General features: G+C 65.0%; 22 protein-coding genes. 18 read left to right on the top strand and 4 right to left on the bottom strand.

Going from position 1 to position 25211, the window contains the following annotated elements:
- Positions 1-35: 35 nt before the first annotated feature.
- The 3 genes from aceA (at position 36) to F0311_RS11700 (ending at position 3147) form a co-directional block, all read left to right on the top strand.
- Positions 36-1388 (top strand): isocitrate lyase, encoded by a 1353-nt coding sequence (aceA, locus tag F0311_RS11710; RefSeq protein ID WP_150462123.1) that lies wholly within the window; start codon positions 36-38, stop codon positions 1386-1388.
- A gap of 26 nt (positions 1389-1414) precedes the next feature.
- Entirely contained in the window at positions 1415-1597 is a 183-nt protein-coding gene (locus F0311_RS11705; protein WP_150462122.1) for a hypothetical protein, read from the top strand.
- 80 nt (positions 1598-1677) lie between these two features.
- A complete protein-coding gene (locus F0311_RS11700) occupies positions 1678-3147 on the top strand; it encodes a helix-turn-helix domain-containing protein (RefSeq protein WP_150462121.1) in 1470 nt (489 codons plus the stop codon).
- 3 nt (positions 3148-3150) lie between these two features.
- Here the strand turns inward: F0311_RS11700 and F0311_RS11695 are convergent, their stop codons facing one another.
- Complete coding sequence (locus tag F0311_RS11695) at positions 3151-4470, bottom strand: MFS transporter (protein ID WP_150462120.1); 1320 nt, start codon at positions 4468-4470, stop codon at positions 3151-3153.
- Between the two features lie 29 nt (positions 4471-4499).
- On the opposite strand from F0311_RS11695, the gene F0311_RS11690 reads away from it, so the two are divergent.
- The 3 genes from F0311_RS11690 to F0311_RS11680 are packed head-to-tail and all read left to right on the top strand — an operon-like array spanning position 4500 to position 7942.
- A complete protein-coding gene (locus F0311_RS11690; RefSeq protein ID WP_150462119.1) occupies positions 4500-5279 on the top strand; it encodes a LamB/YcsF family protein in 780 nt (259 codons plus the stop codon).
- Positions 5279-6982, top strand: coding sequence for a 5-oxoprolinase subunit B/C family protein (locus F0311_RS11685; protein ID WP_150462118.1), 1704 nt, complete (start codon positions 5279-5281; stop codon positions 6980-6982). The genes F0311_RS11690 and F0311_RS11685 overlap by 1 nt, the downstream gene beginning before the upstream one ends.
- Before the next feature lie 9 nt (positions 6983-6991).
- On the top strand, positions 6992-7942 hold the full coding sequence (locus F0311_RS11680) for a DUF368 domain-containing protein (RefSeq protein WP_150462117.1): 951 nt from the start codon (positions 6992-6994) through the stop codon (positions 7940-7942).
- On the opposite strand, the gene tmk is transcribed toward F0311_RS11680, so the two are convergent.
- A complete protein-coding gene (tmk, locus tag F0311_RS11675) occupies positions 7917-8576 on the bottom strand; it encodes a dTMP kinase (protein ID WP_150462116.1) in 660 nt (219 codons plus the stop codon). The two genes, F0311_RS11680 and tmk, sit on opposite strands and share 26 nt — an antisense overlap.
- A 54-nt stretch (positions 8577-8630) precedes the next feature.
- On the opposite strand from tmk, the gene F0311_RS11670 reads away from it, so the two are divergent.
- From F0311_RS11670 to F0311_RS11660, 3 genes are all read left to right on the top strand, one after another.
- Positions 8631-8945 (top strand): DUF2516 family protein, encoded by a 315-nt coding sequence (locus F0311_RS11670; protein ID WP_150462115.1) that lies wholly within the window; start codon positions 8631-8633, stop codon positions 8943-8945.
- A 102-nt stretch (positions 8946-9047) separates the two neighbouring features.
- Entirely contained in the window at positions 9048-9794 is a 747-nt protein-coding gene (locus F0311_RS11665) for a phosphoglyceromutase (RefSeq protein WP_150462313.1), read from the top strand.
- A 421-nt stretch (positions 9795-10215) separates the two neighbouring features.
- Positions 10216-10983 carry a PDDEXK family nuclease gene (locus F0311_RS11660; RefSeq protein ID WP_150462114.1) on the top strand — a complete coding sequence of 256 codons (768 nt, stop codon included), beginning with the start codon at positions 10216-10218 and terminating at the stop codon, positions 10981-10983.
- Between the two features lie 146 nt (positions 10984-11129).
- On the opposite strand, the gene F0311_RS11655 is transcribed toward F0311_RS11660, so the two are convergent.
- Entirely contained in the window at positions 11130-11954 is an 825-nt protein-coding gene (locus F0311_RS11655; RefSeq protein ID WP_150462113.1) for an aldo/keto reductase, read from the bottom strand.
- A gap of 29 nt (positions 11955-11983) precedes the next feature.
- The gene (gene phoU / locus F0311_RS11650; protein WP_150462112.1) at positions 11984-12640 is read right to left on the bottom strand and encodes a phosphate signaling complex protein PhoU; all 657 of its coding nucleotides are present in this window, start codon (positions 12638-12640) and stop codon (positions 11984-11986) included.
- A gap of 167 nt (positions 12641-12807) precedes the next feature.
- On the opposite strand from phoU, the gene F0311_RS11645 reads away from it, so the two are divergent.
- From F0311_RS11645 to F0311_RS11605, 9 genes are all read left to right on the top strand, one after another.
- Complete coding sequence (locus F0311_RS11645; RefSeq protein ID WP_396897439.1) at positions 12808-14064, top strand: sensor histidine kinase; 1257 nt, start codon at positions 12808-12810, stop codon at positions 14062-14064.
- A gap of 27 nt (positions 14065-14091) precedes the next feature.
- On the top strand, positions 14092-14772 hold the full coding sequence (locus tag F0311_RS11640) for a response regulator transcription factor (RefSeq protein ID WP_150462111.1): 681 nt from the start codon (positions 14092-14094) through the stop codon (positions 14770-14772).
- A gap of 257 nt (positions 14773-15029) precedes the next feature.
- Complete coding sequence (purH, locus tag F0311_RS11635) at positions 15030-16664, top strand: bifunctional phosphoribosylaminoimidazolecarboxamide formyltransferase/IMP cyclohydrolase (protein WP_150462110.1); 1635 nt, start codon at positions 15030-15032, stop codon at positions 16662-16664.
- 2 nt (positions 16665-16666) lie between these two features.
- Positions 16667-18001 carry a magnesium transporter gene (gene mgtE, locus F0311_RS11630; protein WP_150462109.1) on the top strand — a complete coding sequence of 445 codons (1335 nt, stop codon included), beginning with the start codon at positions 16667-16669 and terminating at the stop codon, positions 17999-18001.
- Positions 18002-18064: 63 nt separating this feature from the next.
- Entirely contained in the window at positions 18065-20281 is a 2217-nt protein-coding gene (locus F0311_RS11625; protein ID WP_150462108.1) for an NADP-dependent isocitrate dehydrogenase, read from the top strand.
- A gap of 94 nt (positions 20282-20375) precedes the next feature.
- Entirely contained in the window at positions 20376-21332 is a 957-nt protein-coding gene (locus F0311_RS11620) for a TIGR03885 family FMN-dependent LLM class oxidoreductase (RefSeq protein WP_150462107.1), read from the top strand.
- Between the two features lie 91 nt (positions 21333-21423).
- A complete protein-coding gene (locus F0311_RS11615) occupies positions 21424-23112 on the top strand; it encodes an alpha-amylase family protein (RefSeq protein ID WP_150462106.1) in 1689 nt (562 codons plus the stop codon).
- A 171-nt stretch (positions 23113-23283) separates the two neighbouring features.
- On the top strand, positions 23284-24147 hold the full coding sequence (locus F0311_RS11610) for a hypothetical protein (protein ID WP_150462105.1): 864 nt from the start codon (positions 23284-23286) through the stop codon (positions 24145-24147).
- Positions 24140-25150, top strand: a complete 1011-nt coding sequence (locus tag F0311_RS11605) for a hypothetical protein (protein WP_150462104.1) — start codon at positions 24140-24142, stop codon at positions 25148-25150. Before F0311_RS11610 ends, F0311_RS11605 begins: the two co-directional genes overlap by 8 nt.
- Positions 25151-25211: the final 61 nt, after the last annotated feature.

Genomic DNA, 25211 nt, shown 5'->3' with positions numbered 1-25211 from the left:
CAGCGATGGCAGACCAAGAATCAAAGGAGATTCCCATGACAATCACCACCGACGAGACCACCGGGACCGGAACCGGCGGACTTCAGCCCGAGAGCCGCGTGGCCTTCGAAGAGAAGGTCCAGGCGCTGCAGACCGAGTGGGAGACCAACCCGCGCTGGCGGAACGCGAGCCGCGACTACTCCGCTGAGGAGGTGGTGAAGCTCCAAGGCACCGTGCAGGAGGAGTACACCCTGGCCAAGCGCGGATCGCAGAAGCTCTGGGCCCAGCTGACCGAGGAGCACGCCGCCGGCAAGTTCACCAACTCGCTCGGAGCCCTGACCGGCAACATGGCCGTGCAGCAGGTCAAGGCCGGACTGCGTGCCATCTACCTCTCCGGCTGGCAGGTGGCAGGTGACGCCAACCTCTCCGGGCAGACCTACCCCGACCAGTCGCTCTACCCGGCCAACTCCGTGCCGAACGTGGTCCGGCGGATCAACAACGCCCTGTTGCGCGCCGACCAGATCGAGTACCTGGAGGGCAAACGCACCGTGGAGGACTGGTTGGTGCCGATCGTCGCCGACGCAGAGGCAGGATTCGGCGGCCCGCTCAACGCCTATGAGCTGATGAAGTCCATGATCGCCGCCGGTGCATCCGGGGTGCACTGGGAGGATCAGCTGGCTTCCGAGAAGAAGTGCGGCCACCTGGGTGGAAAAGTGCTGGTGCCCACCGGTCAGCACATCCGCACCTTACAGTCAGCCCGACTGGCCGCAGATGTGTCCAAAACCCCCAGCGTGATCATCGCCCGCACCGACGCTGAGGCCGCCACCCTGATCACCTCCGATGTGGATGAGCGCGACGCCGAGTTCATCACCGGTGAGCGCACCGCAGAGGGCTTCTACAAGGTGCGCAACGGGATCGACCCCTGCATCGCCCGGGCCAAGGCCTACGCCCCCTACTCTGACCTGATTTGGATGGAGACCGGCACCCCGGATCTGGAAGTGGCCAAGCGGTTCGCCGAGGCCGTGAAGTCCGAGCACCCCGACCAGATGCTCTCATACAACTGCAGTCCCTCCTTCAACTGGAGGAAGCACCTGGACGATGACACCATCGCTAAGTTCCAGCGTGAGCTCGGTGCCATGGGCTTCACCTTCCAGTTCATCACCCTGGCCGGGTTCCACGCCCTGAACTACTCCATGTTCGAACTGGCTAAGGGCTACAACGCTGAGCAGATGAAGGCCTACGTGGAGCTGCAGGAGAAGGAGTTCGCCGCCGAGGACCAGGGCTACACCGCCACCAAGCACCAGCGCGAGGTCGGTACCGGGTACTTCGACGCCGTCTCCACCACTCTGAACCCCGAATCCTCCACGGTGGCCCTTCGCGGCTCCACCGAAGAGGGCCAGTTTCACTGAGCCGGAGACCACCACGAGGAGATGCCATGAGCGCCATCGAGATTAACGGCAAACCGGTGACCACCCACGCCTGCAGCCTCAATGTCATCGGGGAGCGGGGCACCCGATTGAGCCCAGTGCAGACCCCACTCCAGGGGGAGTCCGCTGAGGCGATTGAGGATGTGAGCGCCGAAGGCGCGACAACGACGGCAGTGCGGAGCCGCAGATAGCGGGAGAAGACCACTGCGTCCCCGGAGTTATTCGAGGTCCTCCGGGGGCGCAGTCCTCCCGCGGGAAGTACACTCACACCATGGTTGCCACGGAGCCTGAAACCGAAGATGACGTCCTGGACCTGATTGCCCTGGGCCGCCGGGTGCGGCACCTGCGAAAGAAACAGGGCATGACCCTGGACGATCTGGGCGAGGCCGTGGGCACCGCACCCAGTCAGCTCAGCCTGTTGGAGAACGGCCGGCGCGAGCCCAAACTCTCCCAGCTCCAGCAGCTGGCCCGTGCGCTCGGCGTGAGCACCGATGACCTGCTTGGCGCAGAACCACCCTCCAAGCGGGCAGCCCTGGAGATCGAGCTGGAGAAGACTCAGCGCGGACCCCTCTACGCCGCCCTGGGACTGCCCACAGTGCGGATATCCAATCGGTTGCCGATGGACGTGCTGGAATCCCTGGTGGCTCTGCAGCGTGAGCTCACCCGCCGGCTTGAGGAGCAGGCCGCCACCCCTGAGGAGGCTCGCCGGGCCAACACCGAACTGCGCGAGGAGATGAAGGCCCGCAACAACTACTACCCCGAGATCGAGGCCCAGGCCGTCGAGCTGCTTGACGCCGTGGGCTATTCCTCCGGGCCGCTGGGACACCACATCGCCGCCCGTGTCGCTGAGCATCTGGGCTTCTCCATCCGGTTCGTCCCCAATCTCCCCAACTCCACCCGCTCCGTCACTGACCGGCATCACCGCATCATCTACCTCACCCAGGGCCGCTCTCGCGACTGGGATGCCCGCTCAGTGCTGCTGCAGGCTCTGGGGCACCACGTGCTGGGCCACACCGAGCCGGAGGACTACTCTGAGTTTCTGCGCCAGCGGGTCTACACCAACTACTTCGCCGCCGCCCTGCTGATGCCCGAGCGCACCGCCGTGGAGCACTTAGTCGAAGCCAAGGGCGCCAAGGAGCTGGCCATCGAGGACCTCCGCGATGCCTTCGCCGTCTCCTACGAATCCGCCGCCCACCGGTTCACCAACCTGGCCACCGAACATCTGGGCATCACCTGCCACTTTCAGAAGGTCCACGAGTCCGGCATCATCCACAAGGCCTATGAGAACGACGGCGTCAGCTTCCCCACCGACCACTCAGGGGCCATCGAGGGCCAGACCGTCTGCCGGCGATGGACCTCCCGGGAGGTCTTCGACGTCCAGGACAAATTCCGCTCCTTCAACCAATACACCGACACCCCGGCCGGCACCTACTGGTGCACCGCCCGCACCTCAGCGCACTCCTCCGGGATGTACTCGCTGTCCATCGGGGTGCCTTTCGAGCACGCCAAATGGTTCCGCGGCAAGGACACCCAGGCCCGTTCGGTCTCCGGCTGCCCTGACGATCCCGGCTGCTGCCGCACGCCTCCGGCCGAGCTCGCCGAGGTCTGGGCCGGGGCCGCCTGGCCGGCCAGCCGGGCCAACACCCACCTGCTGGCCGCCATGCCGCAGGGCGCCTTCCCCGGAGTGGACACCACCGAGGTCTACCAGTTCCTGCAGCACCACTCCCAGCCGGGGCAGTGAGGCTCAGACCGAGGGCGTGCTGGCACGGGGAGCCGGCGTGGCGTCATCGTGCTTTCTCTGCTGGACCAGGGGCATCACGCCGGTGGCCTCATTGACCCACCTGCGGGCACGACGCCGCGCCACTCCCTGGCGCACCGAGAACTTCCCGTGCACCAGCCAGTACAGGCCCAGGGTGGCCACCACCACGCCGGCGCACCCGGCGTACATCACCTGGTAGCCGAAGGATTCCACCACCGGGCCCAGGGCCAGCGGGGCGAAGCCGAAGCCCAGATCCATCATGATGAAGAAGGTGGAGATCCCGATGCTGATCCGGTGGGTGCGCAGCTTGGAGGCGATGATCGCCTGGATCGCCGGCAGCATCGCGCCGAAGCCGAACCCGGCCAGCACCCCGGCGGCTACCATCACCGCCTGGTTGGGTGACCAGGCCAGCAGACTCATGGAGACGATGAAGGCGCCCAGTGCGGGCATGATCACCACATTGTCGCCGAAGCGGTCCTGGACTCGACCCATGAACAACCGGGCCACCAGCATGGTGGCGGCATAGACCACAAAGTAGATGCTGGCGGCATCGGTCATCCCCAGCGACTGGGCATAGCCGTTAAGGAAAGTCATCACCGAGGCGAAAGTGATGCCCAGCAGCATGGCCACCAGGGCGATGGAGAAGGCCCGCGGTTCAATCACATCAGAGGGGCCTAGGCGCAGCCGCTCCCGCAGCGGAGTCCCGGGCTGCTTCACCTCAGGTGTGCGGACCAGGCAGGCGAAGAGGAAAGCGATGGCCGAGATCAGCGAGACCACCGAGAACATTCCCGAATAGCCGTAGGCCGCCGAGAGCTGAATGGCCGCCAGGGGCCCCAGGGCCGGGGGCAGCGAATTGGCCAGCAGATAGTACCCCGAGCCCTCCCCGCGGCGGGAGCGGGGAATGATGTCGAAGACTGCAGCGGTCAGCGCGGTCTGGCCGAAGCCCAGGGCAATGCCGTGGAAGATGCGCAGGGTGATCAGCCATTCGTAGGAGCTGATCACCGGGTAGCCCACACTAGCCAGGGTGAAGATCAGCAGGCAGATCACCAGAATCGGCTTGCGGCCCAGGGTGTTGACGTACTTGCCGGCGAAGAACCGGGCAGCCAGGGCGCCCACCACAAAAGCGCTGGCGGCGAACCCTGCGGCAGTCTCTCCGGCACCGAACTCGCTGGCCGCATAGACCGCCATAGCCGTCACCAGGGTGAAGAACACCGTAGTGATGCATAGGTTGATCAGGATCGCCAGGATAAAGTTCCAGCTGAACAGCGGTTCTTTCGTATCCTGATTGCTGGCATCCTGACTCACATACCGATTCTTTCACGAAGGGGCTCACCGTGGCTGCCCAGCACAGCATCGACCTCAACGCCGACCTCGGCGAGAGCTTCGGCTCCTGGAGCATGGGCCAGGACTCCGCCATGCTGGGCCAGGTCTCCTCGGCCAATATCGCCTGCGGGTTCCACGCTGGGGACCCGCAGGCCCTGCGTACCACCCTGCAGGCCGCAGCAGAGGCCGGGGTTACCGTGGGCGCCCACCCCGCCTACCGGGACCTGGCCGGGTTCGGTCGCCGGTTTGTGGACGCCTCAGCTGAGGAGCTCACCGCCGATGTGCTCTACCAGCTCTCCGCCCTGGACGGCCTGGCCGCCGCTGCCAGCACCAGGGTCCGCTACATCAAGCCGCATGGAGCCCTCTACCACGCCTGCCACAGCCATCCGGGGCATGCGCTCGCGGTGGTCGATGCGCTCTCCGCCTTCGCCGAGGCCACCGGTCGGGTGCTTCCGCTGCTGCTGGCCCCCGGCGCCCTGGCCCATCAGATCGCCGCAGAACGGGGAATCCCCACCCCTCAGGAGATTTTCGCAGATCGGGCCTACCGGCCGGACGGTACGCTGGTCTCCCGGCGTGAACCAGGCGCTGTAGTCACCCATATCCCTGCGGTGGCTGAGACAATCCAGCGCTACGCGGAGGAGGGCACCATCATCGCCGAGGACGGCACCAGCCTGCAGATCCAGGCCGACAGCATCTGCCTGCACGGGGACACCCCCTCAGCCGGTGCAATGGCCGAGGCGGTCCGCGCCGCGCTCACCGGCGCTGGGGTCAGCATTGAGAGCTTCGCCTGATGGAGGCCCTGCACCGGGCGGGCCAGCGGGCTCTGCTGGCCGAATTCGCCAGCCCGGCCGATGTGCTGGCCTTCCACCGGCAGCTCAGTGCCACGCCGCTGCCCGGGCAGCTTGAGGCGGTGCCCGCGGCGCGGACTGTGCTGGTCGCCTTCCGCACCCGTCAGCAGGCCCGGGAGGCGCAGCGGCAGCTGCGCCGTATCCGTCCTAAGGCCGGTGCCTCCGAGACTGGCCGGGAAATCGAGTTGCGGGTCCACTACGACGGCGCCGACCTGGACTCTGCCGCCGAGCATCTCGGGCTCAGTCCCCAGGGACTCATCGACTGGCACAGCAGCACCCGCTGGGCGGCTGCCTTCGGCGGCTTCGCCCCCGGGTTCACCTATTGTCTGCCGGAGCAGCTGGTTACCCGGCGCCGGCCCAGGAAGTCCGGCCTCCCCGGGCCCGTGCCGAGACTGGAGACCCCGCGCACCGTGGTCCCCGCCGGTGCGGTGGGCCTGGCCGGAGAGTTCTCTGCAGCCTATCCGCGCAGCAGCCCGGGCGGCTGGCAGCTCATCGGCACCACCGACGCCGCGCTCTGGGACATCAGCCGTCCCGAACCTGCCCTGATCCGGGCCGGAGACACGGTGCGTTACCGGCCCGTGGCCGAACGGATCACCGTGAGCGCCGGAGCCCAGCAGCCTGCCCCCGTCCCGCCGGTGCCGGCCACAGACGTGGTGCTGGAGGTGCTCAGCCCCGGCCCGCAGACCCTGCTGCAGGACCTGGGCCGGCCCGGCCACAGCGAACTGGGCGTGCCCCGCTCCGGGGCCGCCGACCTACAGGCACTGCGACAGGTCAACCAACTGGTGGGAAACCCTCAGGAGGCAGTGGGCTTCGAGGTCCTCCACGGCGGACTGGAACTGGCGGTGCACCAGATCTCCGTGCTGGCGGTCACCGGGGCCGAAAGCAGACTTCAGATCAGCACTCCGTCCGTGCCGGAGACCTCCAATATGGCCAGCCACGGCGTTCCCGGGCCCGAGCAGATCAGGGAGGTTCCGCTGCGCGCCCCCTTCCTCATCTACCCGGGCGAGCGGCTGAGACTCAGCGCTCCCAGCCGAGGACTGCGCAGCTATGTGGCCGTCTCCGGGGGACTGGCCGCCCCGGCGGTGCTGGGCAGTTCCGCCACCGACCTGCTCTCCGGACTCGGCCCGGCACCAGTCTCCGCCGGCCAGTGCTTCGCCCTGGTGGGGGCGCCCTCCGGCTTTGTGGGGATCGCCGACGTCGCCCGCACCGCCCTGCCCGAGCCGGGAATCCCCACCACCCTGAGGTTCGTCCCGGGGCCCCGGGAGGAGTGGTTCGCCTCCAAGCACAGCAACCCAGGGCTTGCCGCGCTGCAGTCAATGACTTGGACAGTCTCCGAGGACTCCAACCGTGTGGGCACGCGGCTGCGAGCTGCGCACCCCGAGGATCCCGATGGCCCTGAGCATTCCGAACCGCCGGTTCAGCGCACCCGCCAGGAGGAGCTGCCCAGTGAGCCGGTGGTGCGCGGATCCATCCAGATCCCGCCCTCAGGTGAACCGATGGTGTTTCTGGCAGACCACCCGGTCACCGGCGGATACCCTGTGATCGGCGTCGTCGTCCGTGAGGACCTCGGCCTGGCCGCCCAACTGCCTCCCGGTCATCAGGTACGTTTCCAGGCCGTGGAGCCCTACACCCTCGATCCGCTGTAGGCTTCCTCCGTGACCCACACTCCTGACCATTACGACGACGCCCCCGTTCTTGATGAGCTTCGGCGCACCTCGGTGCCCGGCAATGTTATTCGCGGCGGGCTGATCGGTGTGGTGGAGACTGTGCCCGGGGTCTCCGGGGGCACAGTGGCCCTGGTGGTGGGGATATACCGGCAGCTCATCGACTCCGCCTCCGCGATCGTCTCCGGCGTCCGGGCGCTGATCACCGGTCCCGACCGGGCGCAGCACTTTCGGGAGCAGATGGCCCTGGTCCACTGGTCCGTGGTGATCCCGGTGATGATCGGCATGCCAATCGGTCTCTTCACTGCCGTGCAGTTCATTGGAGACTGGGTGGAAAATTACCCTGAGCTGACCCGGGCTGCCTTCTTCGGCATGGTGCTGGTCTCCCTGGCGGTGCCCTACCGGATGGCCCGCGACTCGGCTTCAGGCACCCTGGCGGTAAAGCACTGGATCATCGGCCTGGCAGCTGCGGCAGTCACCTTCGTGCTGGTCTCCCTGCCTCCGGGCCAGGTGGAACCCCATTGGTGGATTGTGCTGCCAGCGGCCGCAGTGGCTGTCTCCGCGCTACTGCTTCCCGGACTCTCCGGGTCTTTCTTACTGTTGACCTTCGGGCTCTACCAGCCCACCATCGCCGCCGCTCGGGACCTCGACCTCGGATACCTCGCGGTGTTCTTCGCCGGGCTGCTCATTGGGCTGGTGAGCATCGTCAAGGGGCTGAAATGGCTGCTGGACCACCATCACACGGTCACTATGGTGGTGCTTGCCGGAGTGATGCTCGGAGCGCTGCGCACCCTCTGGCCCTGGCAGACTGAGGACCGCGGGCTGTTGGCGCCGGATGAGCTGTTGGCACCTGCGGCGGGTCTGGCAGCAGCTGGGGCGGGCATCGTCGCACTGCTGCTGGTTCTTGACCGGCGGCTCAGTCGGCACCAGCAGCACCGTTGAGCAGCGGCTGAAGGCAGCCGCGAATCTCAGCGTGCAACTGCTCCATGCTGCCGGTGGCATCAAGCACCAGGTAACGCTTCGGGGCACCAGCGGCCCGGTCCAGGAACGCTTGGCGCAGCGCAGCGTGGAAGACAAGATCCGCCGATTCTATCCGGTCCCCGGCCGCACCCCCGTCGCGGGCCGCCCGGCGCTGGGCAGAGAGCGCAGGATCCAGATCCAGCAGAACGGTGACATCTGGCTGCAGACCCTGCGTTGCCCAGGCATTGATCTGTGCCACCTCAGCCACCCCCAGGCCGCGACCAGCACCCTGATAGGCCAGGGAGGAATCGATGTAGCGATCGCAGAGCACCACGGCGCCTGAGGCCAGGGCCGGGCGGATCTTCTGGGTCACATGGGCAGCACGGGAGGCCGCAAAGAGCAGCGTCTCGGTCCGCGGGTCCACCTCTCCCTGGCCGTGCTCCAGCAGCAGACCACGGATCCGCTCGCCGATTTCTGTGCCGCCGGGCTCCCGGGTGCGCAGTACAGTGTGCCCAGCTCCGGTCAGCCAGTCCTCCAGCAGCTGAAGCTGAGTGGTCTTGCCCGCGCCTTCGCCGCCCTCGAAGACGACGAAGAGTCCTTTGCTCTGCTCACTCACGGACTTCAGCCTATCTGCACCGCACGGGCGCTGAGCCTGCGATAGCATCGAGGCATGTCTCAGCTCTGGATCCTGGCATTCCTCGCCGACTACTATATTCAGCTGGCGTTCATTGTGGTCTGCGTAATCCTGGCCGTGATCGCCCTGCTGCGCTGCCTGCCGAAGAGCTCGGACATGTTCTTCGTGCAGGGCAAGCGCACCAAAGGATTCTGGCTGGGCATGACCGGCGGAGCCCTGGCCCTGACCGTCATCGGCCTGCTCTCCCACCTCTCCCCGCCTGGAGCGTTCAGCCTGCTCTTCCCGGTGATCGGCGCCTGCATGGCCTCGGTGTACCTGGCTGATGTGGACCCCGCGGTCAGTGGCCGGTAGTCCACTGCGGGCTGCCCCGGCGGCACCCGAGTCCCGATAGAGTGGTCACTGAAGACAACGGCGTCGTGATCTCACACCCTCTACTGAATGGGAGCACCGGCAATGAGCTATGACCTGATCCTGCTGCGGCACGGCCAGAGCGAGTGGAACCAGAAGAACCTTTTCACCGGCTGGGTGGATGTGCCGCTGACTGAGACCGGCCGGGCTGAGGCCGCCCGCGGCGGTCAGCTGCTGGCTGAGCACAACCTGCTGCCCGATGTGGTGCACACCTCGCTGCTGCAGCGCGCTATCACCACCGCGCACCTGACCCTGGAGACCGCTGACCGGCTGTGGATCCCGGTCAAGCGGGACTGGCGGCTCAACGAACGCCACTATGGTGCTCTGCAGGGCAAGAACAAGACCCAGGTGCGCGAGAAGTACGGCGAGGAACAGTTCATGACCTGGCGGCGCTCCTACGACACCCCTCCCCCTGAGATCGACGCCGAGGATCCCTACAGCCAGTCCGGGGATGCTCGCTACGCAGATCTGGGCGAGGCTGCGCCGAAGACTGAGTGCCTCAAGGACGTGGTGGAGCGGTTCATCCCCTACTACGAGTCCGAGGTGATCGGCGATCTCAAGGCAGGTAAGACCGTGCTGCTGGCCGCCCACGGCAACTCGCTGCGTGCCCTGGTGAAGCATTTGGATGGGATCAGCGATGAGGACATTGCCGGACTGAACATCCCCACCGGCATTCCGCTGCACTACCAGCTGGACGAGAACTTCACACCGGTTAACACTGGTGGCACCTACCTGGACCCCGAGGCTGCTGCTGAGGCAATCCAGGCCGTTGCCAACCAGGGTAAGAAGTAAGGCCTAAGCTCCTGACCGGGACGGGTGTGTCTGGCTTGGTGTGTTGAATTCCCGTGAATAGCCGTAGTCGCGGCAGTCTTCCGAGGAATTCAACACACCATTCTCTCCGATAGGGTCGGCACCGAGAACTATCCTTGCTTCATCCTCCTGCTAGGAGGACTTGTTTATCCACAGATAGTCACTTTTTGTCCATTTTGGACTCATTTGGTGGGATTCTGTGGGTATGAGGAATCCGCATCCACTGCCTCCAGAACTACTGGGCGCCGTGTTTACTCGAGAAGAAGCTTCCCAACACGGTGTTGAGGGCGGACGTCTGCAGGCCCGAGACGTGGAACGGATCAGCTGGGGAGTTTATAGGCACAAGCCACTGGATCAGGATCATAGAACCGCCTCAGGGGAGTCTGAGACGCTGCTTGAGGGCATGCTGTCGAAGGCCCGGGCACTCTCAGTGCGGTCCGGGAACCTCTGGATCAGCCACTTCACGGCGGCGAGATGTCTTGGGCTGAGGGTTCCCCGCCGGTTTCAGCACGATCTGCGCATCCACATCACTGGGCTCAATCGTTCGCCTGCCCTCGCTGGTGCCTCTGATGTGGTCTTCCACCGCTCCAAGAAATATCCCCCGGAGCTGTGGAAGTTCCGAGGTGCTGCGCTTTCGCCAGGACCGCGCGTGTTCCTGGAACTGGCTGAGACGCTGATGGTCCATGAACTCGTCGCCGTCGGTGACCAGCTGGTCCGTCAACCTCATCCCAGCCTTGAGTCTCGGAAGCGCCCTTGGTGCACGGTTGAGGAACTTCAGCGCATCGTTCGGGCTGGCCGCGGGCGGATAGGTGTTTCTCGGGCCAGGGAGGCATTGCAGCTGGTCCGGGTGGGGGCAGACTCCGAACCGGAAACCTATATGAGGCTTGCCATAATTGCAGCAGGGCTTCGGGAGCCTGAGCTTCAGATCAAGCTTCACCCTCGGGATGCGTACTCTCCGACAGGCGATGCTGGGTACCGCGACCAGAAGATCGTGCTGCAGTACGAGGGGCAACACCACTTCACAGCAGAGCAGCAGGCCCGGGACCAGCGCCGCAACGCAGCGTTCGAGGCAGAAGGCTGGACTGTCATCCTGGCCAACCGGGTGGATCAGCAGGAGGGATTTCGCTCCCTGATCGCGCGCCTGGAGCGATTGCTACGGCAACACCGCTGATACTGGCTGAGCATCCCGCAGGTTGGTGTGCTGAAATCCGCCGCAAGCGGTTTGAAGTGCTGCTGTTTCCCGGGATTTCAGCACACCATTCGCCTTATGGGAAGCAGAAAGGGGCGCCAGGGGGCGGACGCGGAGACTAAGCGGGCCTACTTGCCGAACTCATTCGGGTGGGGGCTGCGCCGCCCCTCCTCACCCTTGTCCAGGGCATCCAGGGCGGCCATATCCTGCTCGGTGAGCTCGAAGCCCGAGAGATCCAGATTGGACCGGATGCGTTCCGGATTGTCTGATTTGGGGATGACGACGTCGCCCCGCTGCAGGTGCCAGCGCAGGATCACCTGGGCGGGCGCGTGGCCGTGCTTCGCCGCCAGCTCGGCGATGACCGGGTCGCTGAGCTCGGTGCCCTTGCCCAGCGGGCTCCAGGCCTCAACCATGATTCCGCGGGCCTTGGAGAACTCACGCAGCTCGTTATTGGCGAAGTAGGGATGGACCTCGATCTGGTTCACCGCGGGGACGACCCCGGTAGCTGCGATGATCCGCTCCAGGTGCTCCGGCTGGAAGTTGGAGACACCCACCGAGCGGGCCCGGCCGGTCTCCTGCACCTGGAGCATCGCCTTCCAGGTGTCCACATAGTCGGTGTTCAGGAACGGCAGCGGCCAGTGGATGAGGAAGAGGTCCACATAGTCGAAGCCCAGCCGGTCGAGGGACTCCTGGAAGGTGCGGTGCACATCGGTCGGATCATGGTGCCCGTTGTTGAGCTTGGTGGTGACGAAGACCTCTTCCCGCGGCACTCCGGAGGCGCGCACGCCCTCACCGACACCGGTCTCATTGCCGTACATCTGGGCGGTGTCGATATGCCGGTACCCGGCCCGCACCGCCTCAGCCACAGAGCGAGCAGCATCTGCGGCCTGGGAGGTCCCGAAGCCGATCTGGGGGATATGGGCACCTGAGTTCAGCGGCAGCGTCGTCGTCATAGTCCCCGATCCTACGCTGAGCACTCTGTTCAGGCTGCGGGCTCCGGCTCCCACTCGCCGGTGACCAGGTACTGAATCTTCCTGGCCACTGAGACACCGTGGTCGCCGAAGCGCTCGAAGTACCGGCTGGCCAGAGTGACATCGGCGGTGGTGGCAGCCGAGGCCTCCCAGCCAGGACGGGCAATAGTGATGAAGATCCCGGCGTGCATCTCATTGATCTGCTCGTTGAGCGAGTGGATCTCAGCCACCAGCTCCAGCTGACGCGTCACCATCAACTCCACCAGTTTCTTGGCGATCGCCACGTCCTTCTCCGCCATCTTCCGGTACACCTCCACCAGCGCAGCAGGGGCCACCGTGTCCGGGTAGCGTAATCGAGTCAGCTGAGCGATGTGCCGGGCCAGATCACCCATCCGCTCCAGGGAGGTGGACATCCGCAGCGCCCCAACGATCAACCGCAGGTCAGAAGCCACCGGGCCCTGCAGGGCCAGCAGCTCGATGGCCTTCTCATCCAGGTCACTCTGCTTGGCGTCGATCCGGGCGTCAGCAGCGATAACCTCCTCGGCCAGCTGCACATCGGCCATCTCGAAGGAGCGATAGGCCTTCTCCATCGCCTCGGTGACCAATACGGCGATATCGCTGAGCTGATCGCCCAGATTGTGGAGGTCTTCCTGGAAGAGTTTGCGCATAGTTCAACGGGTCCTTTCCTCACGCGAGTGCATCGCTATCCTCGCCCCGCCGGATGAACACCGCCCGGACAACCAGGCAACCAGAAGGTGAACAGACCGTGAACTGTTGACCGCGGAGCGACCCAGAGGCAACGCCGCGGTGAATTTTCGGCCTAAGCTGGGGGACTGTGGACTCCCTGCTGATCGCTGTGCTCGCCGGCGTCGTCGGCCTCGCCATTGGCGTGGTGGGCATGCACGCTTTCCGGGTCAGCGAACGGCAGCGGGCCGAGGGCATCGATGTGGATGAACCCGCCATGCCGGAGGGCGCCACCGAGGTGCTGGCCTCCCTGGGCCTGGCCTACATTGTGGTGGACACTGTGGACGGGGTGGTCCGGGCCAACCCGGCCGCCTACGCCTTCGGCCTGGTCCGCGGCCACACTGTGGTCCATCAGGAGGTGCTGGGGCTGACCGCACGGGTCCGCGGCGACGGCGTGATCATCGAGGAGCAGCTGGAGCTCCCGCGCGGTCTGCAGGGCGAAACCTCCATTGTGGTCAGCCTCCGGGTGGCCCCGTTGGGTGATGAGTACATTCTGGTGCTGGCCGATGACCGCACCGAGGTCTCCCGTACCGAGGCGGTCCGGAATGACTTCGTGGCCAATGTCTCCCACGAGCTGAAGACCCCGGTCGGTGCGATCAGCCTGCTGGCTGAGACCATTGAAGACGCCGCTGATGACCCCGACGCCGTCCAACGCTTCTCCAAGCGGCTGCACAAGGAGTCCAACCGGCTGGCCGTGCTGGTCCAGGACATCATCGAGCTCTCCCGGGTGCAGGGCAAGAACGTTGTGCATGCCGGGGTGCCGGTGGATCTCAACGCAGTGCTCGCCGATGCAGTGGACCGTTCCAGGCTTCCGGCTGAGGCCAAGCAGATCGAGCTGCGGGTGGGCGGCAGCCTTCCCCGCCGTGTGCACGGGGACCCTGACCAGCTCACCATGGCCTTCCGCAATCTCATCGACAATGCGGTGCGCTACTCGCCTGAGGTGACCCGGGTCGGCATCGGACTCTCATCCCGCGACGGCATCGCCCAAATCACCATCACCGACCAGGGCATCGGTATCGCCCCAGAGAATCAGGAACGCATCTTTGAACGATTTTACCGGGTCGACGCCGCCCGCTCCCGCTCCACCGGCGGCACCGGACTGGGTTTGAGCATCGTCAAGCACGTGATCGGCAACCACGGCGGCGAGGTGGCGCTGTGGTCCCAGCCCGGGCGCGGCTCCACCTTCACTGTGCGCATGCCCGAGCTTGAAGAGGGCTTGGACAGCCTGAGCGGACTGGGGGACGACGCCGCCGTCGGCGATCTTGCCGAGACATTCACCAGCACTGCCAGCACACCATCGCAGACCGTTAGAACCTACACCGCCAAGAAGCAGCCGCCGGCCGAATAGGCGGCAGGAAGAAATTGAGGAGTCACCTTGACCAGGATTCTCATCGTCGAAGACGAGGCCTCGTTCTCCGAGGCGCTGTCCTACACGCTGCAGAAGGAGGGTTACGACGTGGTTGTGGCCGAGGACGGCACTGAGGCCATCGAAGTCTTCGACAAAGAAGGCGCCGATCTGGTGCTGCTGGACCTGATGCTGCCCGGCCAGCCCGGCACTGAGGTCTGCCGCCAGATCCGGCTGCGCTCAGCAGTGCCGGTGATCATGCTCACCGCCAAGGACTCCGAGATCGACAAAGTGGTGGGTCTGGAGCTCGGTGCCGACGACTACGTGACCAAGCCGTACTCATCCCGTGAGCTTCTGGCCCGGGTCCGGGCGGTGCTGCGCCGGCATGTGGACACCGAGCTGGACGACTCCTCCACCATTGTGGCCGGGCCGGTGCGGATGGACATCGAGCGGCACATCGTGGAAGTGGCAGGGCGCAGCCTGAACCTGCCGCTGAAGGAGTTCGAGCTGCTGGAGATCCTGATCCGCAACGCTGGCCGGGTGCTCACCCGCGGCCAGATCATTGACAGAGTCTGGGGCTCCGACTATGTGGGCGACACCAAGACCCTGGACGTGCACGTCAAGCGGCTGCGTTCCAAGATCGAGACCGACCCCGCCAAGCCCCGCCTGCTGGTCACCGTCAGAGGGTTGGGCTACAAATTTGATGCATAGCCTTCAGCGCATGCTCAAACAGCTGGCCGGGCAGGGGGCCGCACAGACCAGGCGGTGGGCGGGAAGCCCGGACGGCGATACGTTCGAGGTCTGACTCGGCCGGATTCCGCGCACATAGTGTGTGAGAAGCTGCGGAATGATGGCCGATTCGGGGTGAGTTTCCACCTTTCTGACACATTATTTCGTGGTGAGGAGGATGGTGGAGGCACCGGTAGAGTAGTACCCGGCCCAGAACGGAGAGGTGTGAAGGAGCAGATATGACCAGTGCCGAAGGCTTCCAGCCGATCAGGCGGGCACTCATCTCCGTGTTCGACAAGACTGGGCTAGGGGATCTGGCCGCCGGACTGCACGCTGCCGGGGTTGAGATCGTCTCTACCGGCTCCACAGCCGCCGCCATCGCCGAATCAGGCGTCCCGGTCATCCCGGTCGAAGAGGTCACCGAGTTTCCGGAGATGCTCGACGGACGGGTCAAGACCCTGCACCCTCGCATCCACGGCGGAATCCTGGCTGACCGGCAGAACCCTGAGCATGTCAAGACCCTGGAAGACCATGGGATCGCTGCATTCGACCTGGTGGTGGGCAATCTCTACCCCTTCGCCCAGACAGTGGCCTCCGGCGCCTCTGAGGCGGAGATCGTGGAGAAGATCGACATCGGTGGCCCCTCCATGGTCCGCGCCGCGGCCAAGAACCATGCCTCGGTGGCCGTGGTGGTGGACCCGCTGCGCTACCGCGAGACCGTGGCCGCCGCCCAGGGTGAAGGATTCAGCCTGGGCGGACGCAAACGCCTGGCAGCACTGGCTTTCGCACATACCGCCGCCTATGACACCGCAGTGGCCCGCTGGACCGCCGTTGAGTTCAACGACGACGTCGACGCCGCTGACATCCCCGCCCCGGCCACTCTGGGGGAGGGGCGCAAAGTGGAGTTCCCACCCTTTGCCGGGCTCGCCCTGGAGCGGGTCGCCACGCTGCGCTACGGGGAGAATTCCCATCAGCCGGCTGCTCTCTACGCTGAGCACAACGGCGTACCGGGACTGGCCCAGGCCACTGTGCTGCACGGCAAGGAGATGAGCTACAACAACTACGTGGACGCCGACGCCGCGGTGCGCACCGCCTACGACTTCGATGAGCCCGCCGTGGCCATCATCAAACACGCCAACCCCTGTGGTGTGGCCGTGGGGGAGAGCATCGCCGGCGCCCATCAGGCTGCCCACGCCTGCGACCCGCTCTCAGCCTTCGGCGGGGTGATCGCAGCCAACCGTGAGGTCAGCGGGGAGATGGCCGAAACTGTGGCAGGCATCTTTACCGAGGTCGTCGTCGCCCCCTCCTTCGCGGAAGAGGCGCTGGAGATCCTCAAGCGGAAGAAGAACATCCGGATCATCCAGCTCGCTGCTGAGCACAGCCGGGATGCCGTGGAGTACAAACAGATCTCCGGTGGCATGCTGCTCCAAGCCTCAGACACCTTTCAGGCTCCCGGTGACGATCCCGCCCAGTGGCAGCTGGCCGCCGGCCCCGCGGCAGACAACGCACAGCTGAATGACCTGGCTTTTGCCTGGCGGGCGATCCGCTCGGTGAAGTCCAACGCCATCCTGCTGGCTAAGAATCAGGCCACCGTAGGCATCGGAATGGGACAGGTCAACCGGCTGGACTCCTGCCGGCTGGCCGTGCAGCGAGCCAATACCTTAGGCGGCGACGGCGTGGAGCGGGCCCGCGGCGCAGTAGCCGCCTCTGACGCGTTCTTCCCCTTCGCCGACGGCCTGCAGTCACTGATCGCTGCAGGAGTCACCGCCGTGGTTCAGCCCGGCGGTTCCCAGCGCGACGCCGAGGTGATCGCCGCCGCTGAACAGGCCGGCCTGACCATGTACCTCACCGGCGTCCGGCACTTCTTCCACTGATCATGACTGAGCAGCTGGACGAACTCGAGGATCTCATCCGTGATGAGCGGCTGCGTGAGCTGCGCATCGCCCTGGATGAGCTCAACACCGGCGACATCGTCGATTTCCTGGAGCGTCTGGGCGTCAAAGACCGGGCGGTGACCTTCCGGCTACTGCCCAAGGACACCGCGGTGGAGGTATTCGACCGGCTGGACCAGGCACTGCAGCACGAGATCATCGAAGGCCTGAAGGACAGCGACGTCGCCCACTTCTTCGAATCTCTGGATCCTGATGACCGGGTCCGGCTGATGGACGAGATGCCAGCCTCGGTGGCCCGGAAGATGATGCGCCACCTGGACCCGCGCGAGCGCAGTCTGACGAACATTGTGTTGGGCTACCCTGACGGCACCATCGGTCGTCAGATGTCCCCGGAGTTCGTGGCGATCCCGGAGCACTGGAGCGTTAAGCAGGCTCTGGAGAAAGTCCGCAGAGTGGGCGCCGATGCGGAGACCGTCTACACCTTGCCCGTGGTAGATCGGGCCCGGCTGCTCAAAGGTGTGGTGAGTCTGCGCGAACTGATGGTCACTGATGAGGAGACCATCATCAGCACCATCATGTCTGAGGCCGATTCTGTGGACGCCGACCACGAAGCTGAGGACGCCGCCCGCCGCTGCGCCGACCGCAAGCACCTGGCTATGCCGGTCACTGACAAGGAGCACCGGGTAGTCGGCATCTTCACCGTGGACGATGCCCTGGACATCCTGGAACGTGCAGAGACTGAGGATGCCGCCCGCCATGGTGGTGCCGAGCCGCTGCACCGGCCTTATCTCTCCACTCCGGTGCTGCAGATCATGCGCTCGCGCATCGTCTGGCTCCTGGTGCTGGCGGTGGGCGCGGCCCTGACTGTCTCGGTGCTGGATGCCTTCGAGGACCAGCTGGAGGCCGTCACCGTCCTGGCGCTTTTCGTCCCGCTGTTGATCGGCACCGGAGGCAACACCGGGAACCAGGCCGCCACCACCATCACCCGTGCCCTTGCATTGGGCGATGTGGCCACCAGAGACGTGTTCAAAGTGCTCTGGCGCGAGGTGCGGGTGGGCATCACCCTGGGTTCCACCCTGGGTGTGCTGGGCTTCACGCTGGCGGGGCTGGTCTACGGGTGGTCCATAGGCACGGTGATCGGACTGACCTTACTGGCCATCTGCACACTGGCCGCCAGTGCCGGAGGGCTGATGCCGCTGTTGGGCAAGGCGCTGGGCGCGGACCCGGCTGTCTTCGCCAACCCCTTCATCGCCACCTTTGTGGACGCCACCGGGCTGATCGTCTACTTCATGATCGCTATGGCGGTCCTGGGGCTCTAAACCATTGATAGATTGAACTTGAATACTTCTGCACATCTCCGACCTCGAGGGAGTTGCCGTTCTATGGCAAAGATCATCTACACCAACACCGACGAAGCGCCCATGCTGGCCACCTACTCGCTGAAGCCGATCGTGGAGGCCTTCGCCGCCACCGCAGGGGTCGAGATCGAAACCCGCGACATCTCCCTGGCCGGGCGCATCATCTCCCAGTTCCCTGATCATGTGGGCGAGGACAAGGCCGAGGCCGACGCCCTGGCAGAGCTGGGCGAGCTGGCCAAGACCCCCGAGGCCAACATCATCAAGCTGCCCAACATCTCTGCCTCCGCGCCTCAGCTCAAAGCCGCGGTGGCCGAGCTGCAGGCCGCAGGCTACAACCTTCCCGACTACCCCGAGTCCCCGCAGACAGAGGATGAGAAGGAGATCCGCGCCCGCTACGACAAGGTCAAGGGCTCCGCGGTCAACCCGGTGCTTCGCGAGGGCAATTCCGACCGTCGGGCGCCTGCCTCCATCAAGGAGTACGTCCGTGTCAACCCGCACCGGATGGGGCAGTGGAGTGCAGACTCCAAGACCGAGGTCACCACGATGGGCGAGAACGACTTCGCCTCCAACGAGCAGTCAGTGATCATCGAGTCCGCCGATGAGCTCACCATCCAGCACGTGACCGCCGACGGCACCGTCACCGCACTCAAAGAGGGCTTGGCCGTCCAGACCGGCGAAGTGGTGGACGGCACCTTCATCTCCGCTAAGGCCCTGGATGCCTTCCTCGCTGAGCAGGTGGTCCGTGCCAAGGAACTCGACGTGCTGTTCTCCGCCCATCTGAAGGCCACCATGATGAAAGTCTCCGATCCGATCATCTTCGGTCACATCGTCAAGGCCTTCGTGCCCACCATCTTTGAGAAGTTCGGCGACCAGCTGGCAGAGGTCGGGCTCTCGCCAAACGACGGCCTGGCCTCCATCCTTTCCGGCGCCGAGAAGCTCGGGTCCACCGGCGAGGCAATCAAGGCCGAATACCAGGCTGCACTGGAAGCCGGTCCCCGGATCTCCATGGTCGATGACCGCAAGGGCATCACCAACCTGCACGTACCCTCCGATGTGATCGTCGACGCCTCCATACCAGCCATGATCCGCAACGGCGGCAAGGTCTGGGGCCCAACCGGCGAGACCGACGACACCCTGGCTGTGATCCCGGACTCCTCCTACGCAGGGGTCTACCAAGCCGTCATCGAGGATTGCAAGGTCAATGGCGCCTACGACCCCACCACCATGGGCACGGTGCCCAATGTGGGGCTGATGGCGCAGAAGGCCGAGGAGTATGGCTCCCACGACAAGACCTTCGAAATCGAGACCGCCGGCACTGTCCAGGTGGTCAACGCGAGAGGCGATGTGCTCATCGAGCACCAGGTGGAGCCGGGTGACATTTGGCGGGCCTGCCAGACCAAGGACGACCCCATCGCCGACTGGGTGAAGCTGGCGGTCAACCGGGCCCGGGAGACCGGCTGGCCCGCAGTGTTCTGGCTGGATGAGAACCGTGCCCATGACGCCAACCTGATCGCCAAGGTCCGGACCTCCCTGGCCGACTACGACACTGACGGCCTGACCATCGAGATTCTTGACCCGGTTGCCGCCACCAAGTACTCGGTGGAGCGCATCCGCAAAGGTGAGAACACCATTTCCGTCACTGGCAACGTGCTGCGCGACTACCTCACCGACCTCTTCCCCATCCTGGAGCTGGGCACCTCCGCCAAGATGCTCTCCATCGTGCCGCTGATGGCAGGCGGCGGACTGTTCGAGACCGGCGCCGGCGGCTCCGCCCCAAAGCACGTCCAGCAGCTCACTGAGGAGAACTACCTGCGCTGGGACTCCCTGGGCGAGTTCTTCGCCTTGGTGCCCTCCCTGCAGAAGTACGCCGAACAGGCCGATGCGCCCCGCGCCAAGGTGCTGGCCGCAGCCCTGGATAAGGCCACCACCACCTTCCTGATGGAGAACCGCAGTCCGGGGCGCAAGCTGGGCACCATCGACAACCGCGGCAGCCACTTCTACCTGGCACAGTACTGGGCCCAGGAGCTGGCAGCACAGAACGACGACGCCGCCCTGGCTGAGACGTTTGCTCCGGTCGCCTCAGCACTGGTGGAGAAGGAGGAGCAGATCCTCGCTGAGCTCAACGGGGTTCAAGGCAGCCCGGCCGAGATCGGCGGCTACTACCGCCCCGATGAGGCCAAGGCCTTCAAAGTCATGCGACCCAGTGAGACTCTGAACGGCATCATCGACTCCATCAAGTAACACCTCGAGGAGTATTCAGCCATCACCCAGGTAAGTGTCGGTAGGCTTTCTGACAAGGGAGTATCTACTGACTACTTATCTGGGTGATTGTTCTATGACCACATACGGATTCCACGCATCGCAGGAGCAGATCTCCCCGGCCCAGCTGCTGCGTGATGTCCGGCATGCTGAGAATGCTGGATTCGAGGCTGCCATGAGCTCTGACCACTTCTTCCCCTGGTCGGATCGCCAGGGGCACTCCGGATTCACCTTCTCCTGGTTGGGAGCGGCCCTGGCCACCACCAGCTTCCCCATCGGCTCAGTCTGCGCCCCGGGTCAGCGCTATCACCCCGCACTGGCCGCCCAGGCCACCGCCACCCTGGGCCAGATGTTCCCAGGTCGCTACTGGGTGGCCCTGGGGGCCGGCCAGGCGATGAATGAACACGTCACCGCGGAGAAGTGGCTGGACCAGGAAACACGGCGGGCCCGGCTGGAGGAATCGGCAGAGATTATCCGGCGGCTGCACCGCGGTGAGTGGATCAGCAGCCACCAGGGGCTGACCCGGGTGGAGGATGCCTACCTCTACGACCGGCCCGAGACCACCGTCCCGCTCTACGCGGCCTGTATCAGCCCCGCATCCGCCCGCCGTGCTGCTCGATGGGCTGACGGATTCATCACGCTCAACCAGCCCGGCGGAGCCCAGAATGAGGTGTTGACCGCCTACCGGGATGCCGGGGGTCAGGGCCCGGCCATGCTGCAGGTCCACCTCAGCTGGGCCGAGACTGATCAACAGGCACGCGAGATCGCCTACGACCAGTGGCGCAGCAATGTCTTCGGCCCGCCCCTGGATCAGGATCTGCCCACACCCGCCCACTTCGATGCCGCCGCTGAGGAGGTCAGCCCCGATACGGTGACCGAGGCCGTGTGGGCGTCGTCGTCCCTTGATGCCCATACCGCATGGCTTGCCCAAGCAGGGGAGGAGTTCGACGCCGTCTACCTCCACCATGTGGGCCAGGAGCAGGAGCCGTTCATCGACGCCTTCGGAGAGCACGTCCTGCCCCAACTTCAGTGAAATTACCCCGCGTTTCTCGTTCCCCCCGCTTTATAAGCCCGGGTGATGAAGAAAAGCCGGGGTAGATATCCATCGAGAGGAACCTGAGCCCATGCGCATCACCGAGACCGCAGACCTCTGGTACAAGAACGCGATCATCTACTGCATCGACGTGGAGACCTATCTGGACTCCAGCGGCGACGGCACCGGAGACCTGCACGGAGTCACCCAGCGGATCGACTACCTCGCTGAGATCGGAGTCAACTGCCTCTGGCTGATGCCGTTCTACCCCTCCCCGCGGCGGGACAACGGCTATGACATCGCCGATATGTACGGGGTCGACCCCCGCTACGGGGACCACGGTGACCTGGTGGAGCTGATCCGGGTGGCCCACGACCGCGGCATCCGGGTGATCGCCGATCTGGTGATCAACCACACCTCCGATCAGCACCCGTGGTTCAAAGCCGCACGGCGTTCCAAGGACAGTCCCTCCCGTGACTACTACGTCTGGCGGGCGGACGACCCCGGTGACACCTCTGAGCAGACCATGTTCCCGGACGAGGAGGACGGGATCTGGACCTATGACGAACGCACCGGGGAATGGTACCTGCATCACTTTCTGCACACACAGCCGGACCTGAACACCGCAAACCCGCAGGTCAGAGATGAGATCGCCAAGATGATGGGCTTCTGGCTACAGCTCGGCCTCGACGGCTTCCGGGTGGACGCGGTGCCCTTCGCCATCAACCAGGAAACCCTGCTGGGCCACGATGAGCACGAGTTCGAGGAGCCCCACGACTACCTGCGGGCATTGCGCGGCTTTCTGCAGCGCCGGGCCTCCGGGCAGGGCTCTGCCGTCATGCTCGGTGAGGTCAACCTTCCGCACGAGGAGCAGCTGGATTTCTTCGGCGGGGCCGAGGGTGACCAGCTCACCATGCAGTTCGACTTCTTCACCAACCAGCGGCTATTCCTGGCCATGGCACGGCACGAGGCCGCCCCACTCGCCGAGGCGCTGAGCTCCCGTCCGGCACTGGGGGTGGAGCCCCAGTACGCCAACTTCCTGCGCAATCATGACGAGCTCACCCTGGACCTGCTCAGTGAGGATGAGCGCAATGAGGTGCTGGGCGCATTCGCCCCGGAGGAACAGATGCGCTTTGCCGGGCGCGGGCTGCGCCGCCGACTGCCCGGCATGTTCGAAGGTGACCCCCGACGGCTGAAGATGGCCTATTCGCTGCTGTTCACCCTGCCCGGCACCCCGGTGCTGTTCTACGGGGAGGAGATCGGCATGGGGGAGAACCTCGAGGTCCCCGGCCGGGAAGCGGTGCGCACCCCCATGCAGTGGACCGCGGGCAAGAACGCCGGATTCTCCACCGCGAAACCCTCCGCGCTGAGCCGGGAGGTGACCCAAGGAGCGTTCGGGCCTGAACACGTCAACGCCGCTGAAGCCCGCCGCGACCAGGACTCGCTGCTGCACCACATCACCCGACTGGCCAAGCGCTACAGAGAGTCCCCAGAACTGGGCTGGGGGGCGTGCAGCATCATCCAAACAGGGGTGTCTGAAGTGCTGGCCCACCAGCTCAGCTGGGAGGGCAAGACCATGGTGCTGCTGCACAACCTGGGCCCCGAGCCCACCGTGGCGGACTTCACCCTGGAGGACCAGCAGTCGGGCACCATCCTGATGGACCTGCTCAGCGACGAGTCCTGCCGGCTGGACCGCAGCTCATCCAGCCGAATGCCCCTGGGCGGCTACGGCTACCGGTGGTTGCGCGTGGTGGGGGAGAATGATCACCGGCTGCTATGAGTGAGCCTCCGTGGGCGTCGTCGTACTTGCCGCTAAGCTGAGCACTTTAGGCGCGACACCTGCGCCCGTCGGGACCAGCGCTGCGTATCTGCCCGGCATTCGGGCAGAGTGAAGCCCATGTTCAGGCTCACCGACTAACCTCGGTGCATCATGTCCACGAGGAGGCACATAGTGAGGCGAGCAACCTTCCCCGTCGCCGCCGCGGCACTCACCCTGGCTGCCTGCGGCAACCCCTTCGACTACACCGGCGAGACCCCGGACCAGCAGGGTTCCACTCAGAATCAACCTGATACGGAGGACATTCCGGCTTTCGGTGAGATCCGCGAAGAGGTCTTCGCCGCCATGCTCGCTGCTGACTCGGTGACCATCACTGGAGAGGTGGAAGCCGGCGAGGCGGATCTCGACGAGCAGTTCTCCGGCCTCGACGACGACACCATGGGTGAGCTGGCCATCTCAGGGGCCCTGGACGGCACCGACTCGGAAATGAGCTTCTCCGCCGGCGGCTCCAGCTTCACCCAGCGCGCACTGGAGGGTCAGGAGTACTTCCACGGTGAGGACTTCGCCGCCCTGCTGGTCAGTGAGCTCGACGATGAGGTCGCCGAACTGGTGGACCAGGAGTTTATGGAGGAGACCATCGGAGACTCCTGGGTGCTGTTCGAGGACGCCGAGGGCGCGGTGTTCTCCGCCGAGCAGTTCATCACAACTTGGCAGAACGAGCTGACTGGCGAGGACGTGGACGCTATGCAGGCTGAGGCCGGCCAGCGCGAGGGCCAGGAGGTCTGGATCTACACCGCAGACGGCGGGGCCAGCGAATTCGTGGTCGCCGCCGAGAGTGAGCCCTACCTGCTGTCCATCACCGATGAGGACTCCCGCTTCGAGTTCACCGAGTGGAACGCCTCCGAGACCCCCGAGGTGCCGGAGGATGTGATCACCCTGGACGAGATTGTGCTGGCCATCGCAGCAGAGCAGGGCTGGAACCCCGAGGACATTGACTTGGACGAGACCGAGGACACTGAGGATGGCAACAATGAATAGGAACACGCTCTACCGGACCACCGGAATCTTCGGGGTGGCCGTACTGGCACTGACCGCCTGCGGGGACGACCCCGAGGACACCACTGTGGGCGATGACAACCCGGAGGACGCCGCACAGGAGGATGTGGATCCCGACGGCGCTGAGGACCAGGGCGACACCCCCGGGGAGATCGCTGACGAGGACGGCGAGGAACCGGATGATGAGGCCCCCGCCGCCGGAGATGCCCCCGGCCTGGCAGATATTGAAGATGAGCTCTGGGAGAACTCTGTTGCCCAGGATTCTGTGACCATCACCGCTGATGTGCCCGCCGAACTATTCGACCTGGAAGGTCTGGAGAACGGCGAAGCCGAGGACCTCACCGAGGAGGACGGCGAAGAGGATGATCCTGGTGATGAGGAGCCTGCCGGTGAGACGGTTCAGGTTACCGTGGGCGGTGATATGCAGGGCAACGGCTCAGTGTGGGAGCTCCAGGGGCTCTCCGAGTACCTGCTCTACGACAGCGGCGAGACCGTCTATCAATCTGTGGTCTCCTTCATCGCCGAGTACCGCGCCCTGCAGCCTGATGATGCGGCCGGACCTGACGCTGATGAGCTGGAGGCCGCCCTGCAGGATGAGGGCACCTGGATCGATATGACCCTCAGTTTCGGCGGGGAGATCGAGACCCCGGAGCAGTTCATCGAGGACTTCCGCTCCGAGATGTTGGCCAGTGCCGGCGTGGACTCCCTAGCCGATCTGGAGATCCAGGGCGAAGCCGACAACCGCGACGGCCAGGAAGTCTGGGTCTACCGCGAGGAGGATGGCGAAGAGTACGTGGAGTTCGTGGTCCTCGCCGATGAAGACTCGCCACTGCTGCACACCATCAGCATGGACGCTGAAGGCATCCAGATGGATATCAGCTTCACCGACTGGAACGAATCCGAGGACCTGGCTGAGGATGAGCCGGAGGAGGATGAGACCATCACTGACGAGGAGCTCAACTCCATCGGCGAATCTCTGATGTAACAGTGCTGCTTCACGCCTCAGGCCTGCCCTAATTATGAATTACTCATAATTTGCGGCAAGA

Source organism: Nesterenkonia ebinurensis, assembly GCF_008711175.1.
Lineage (GTDB): Bacteria > Actinomycetota > Actinomycetes > Actinomycetales > Micrococcaceae > Nesterenkonia > Nesterenkonia ebinurensis.
Note: the sequence above shows the minus strand (reverse complement) of the source record. Positions and strands in the feature narration are given on the sequence as shown.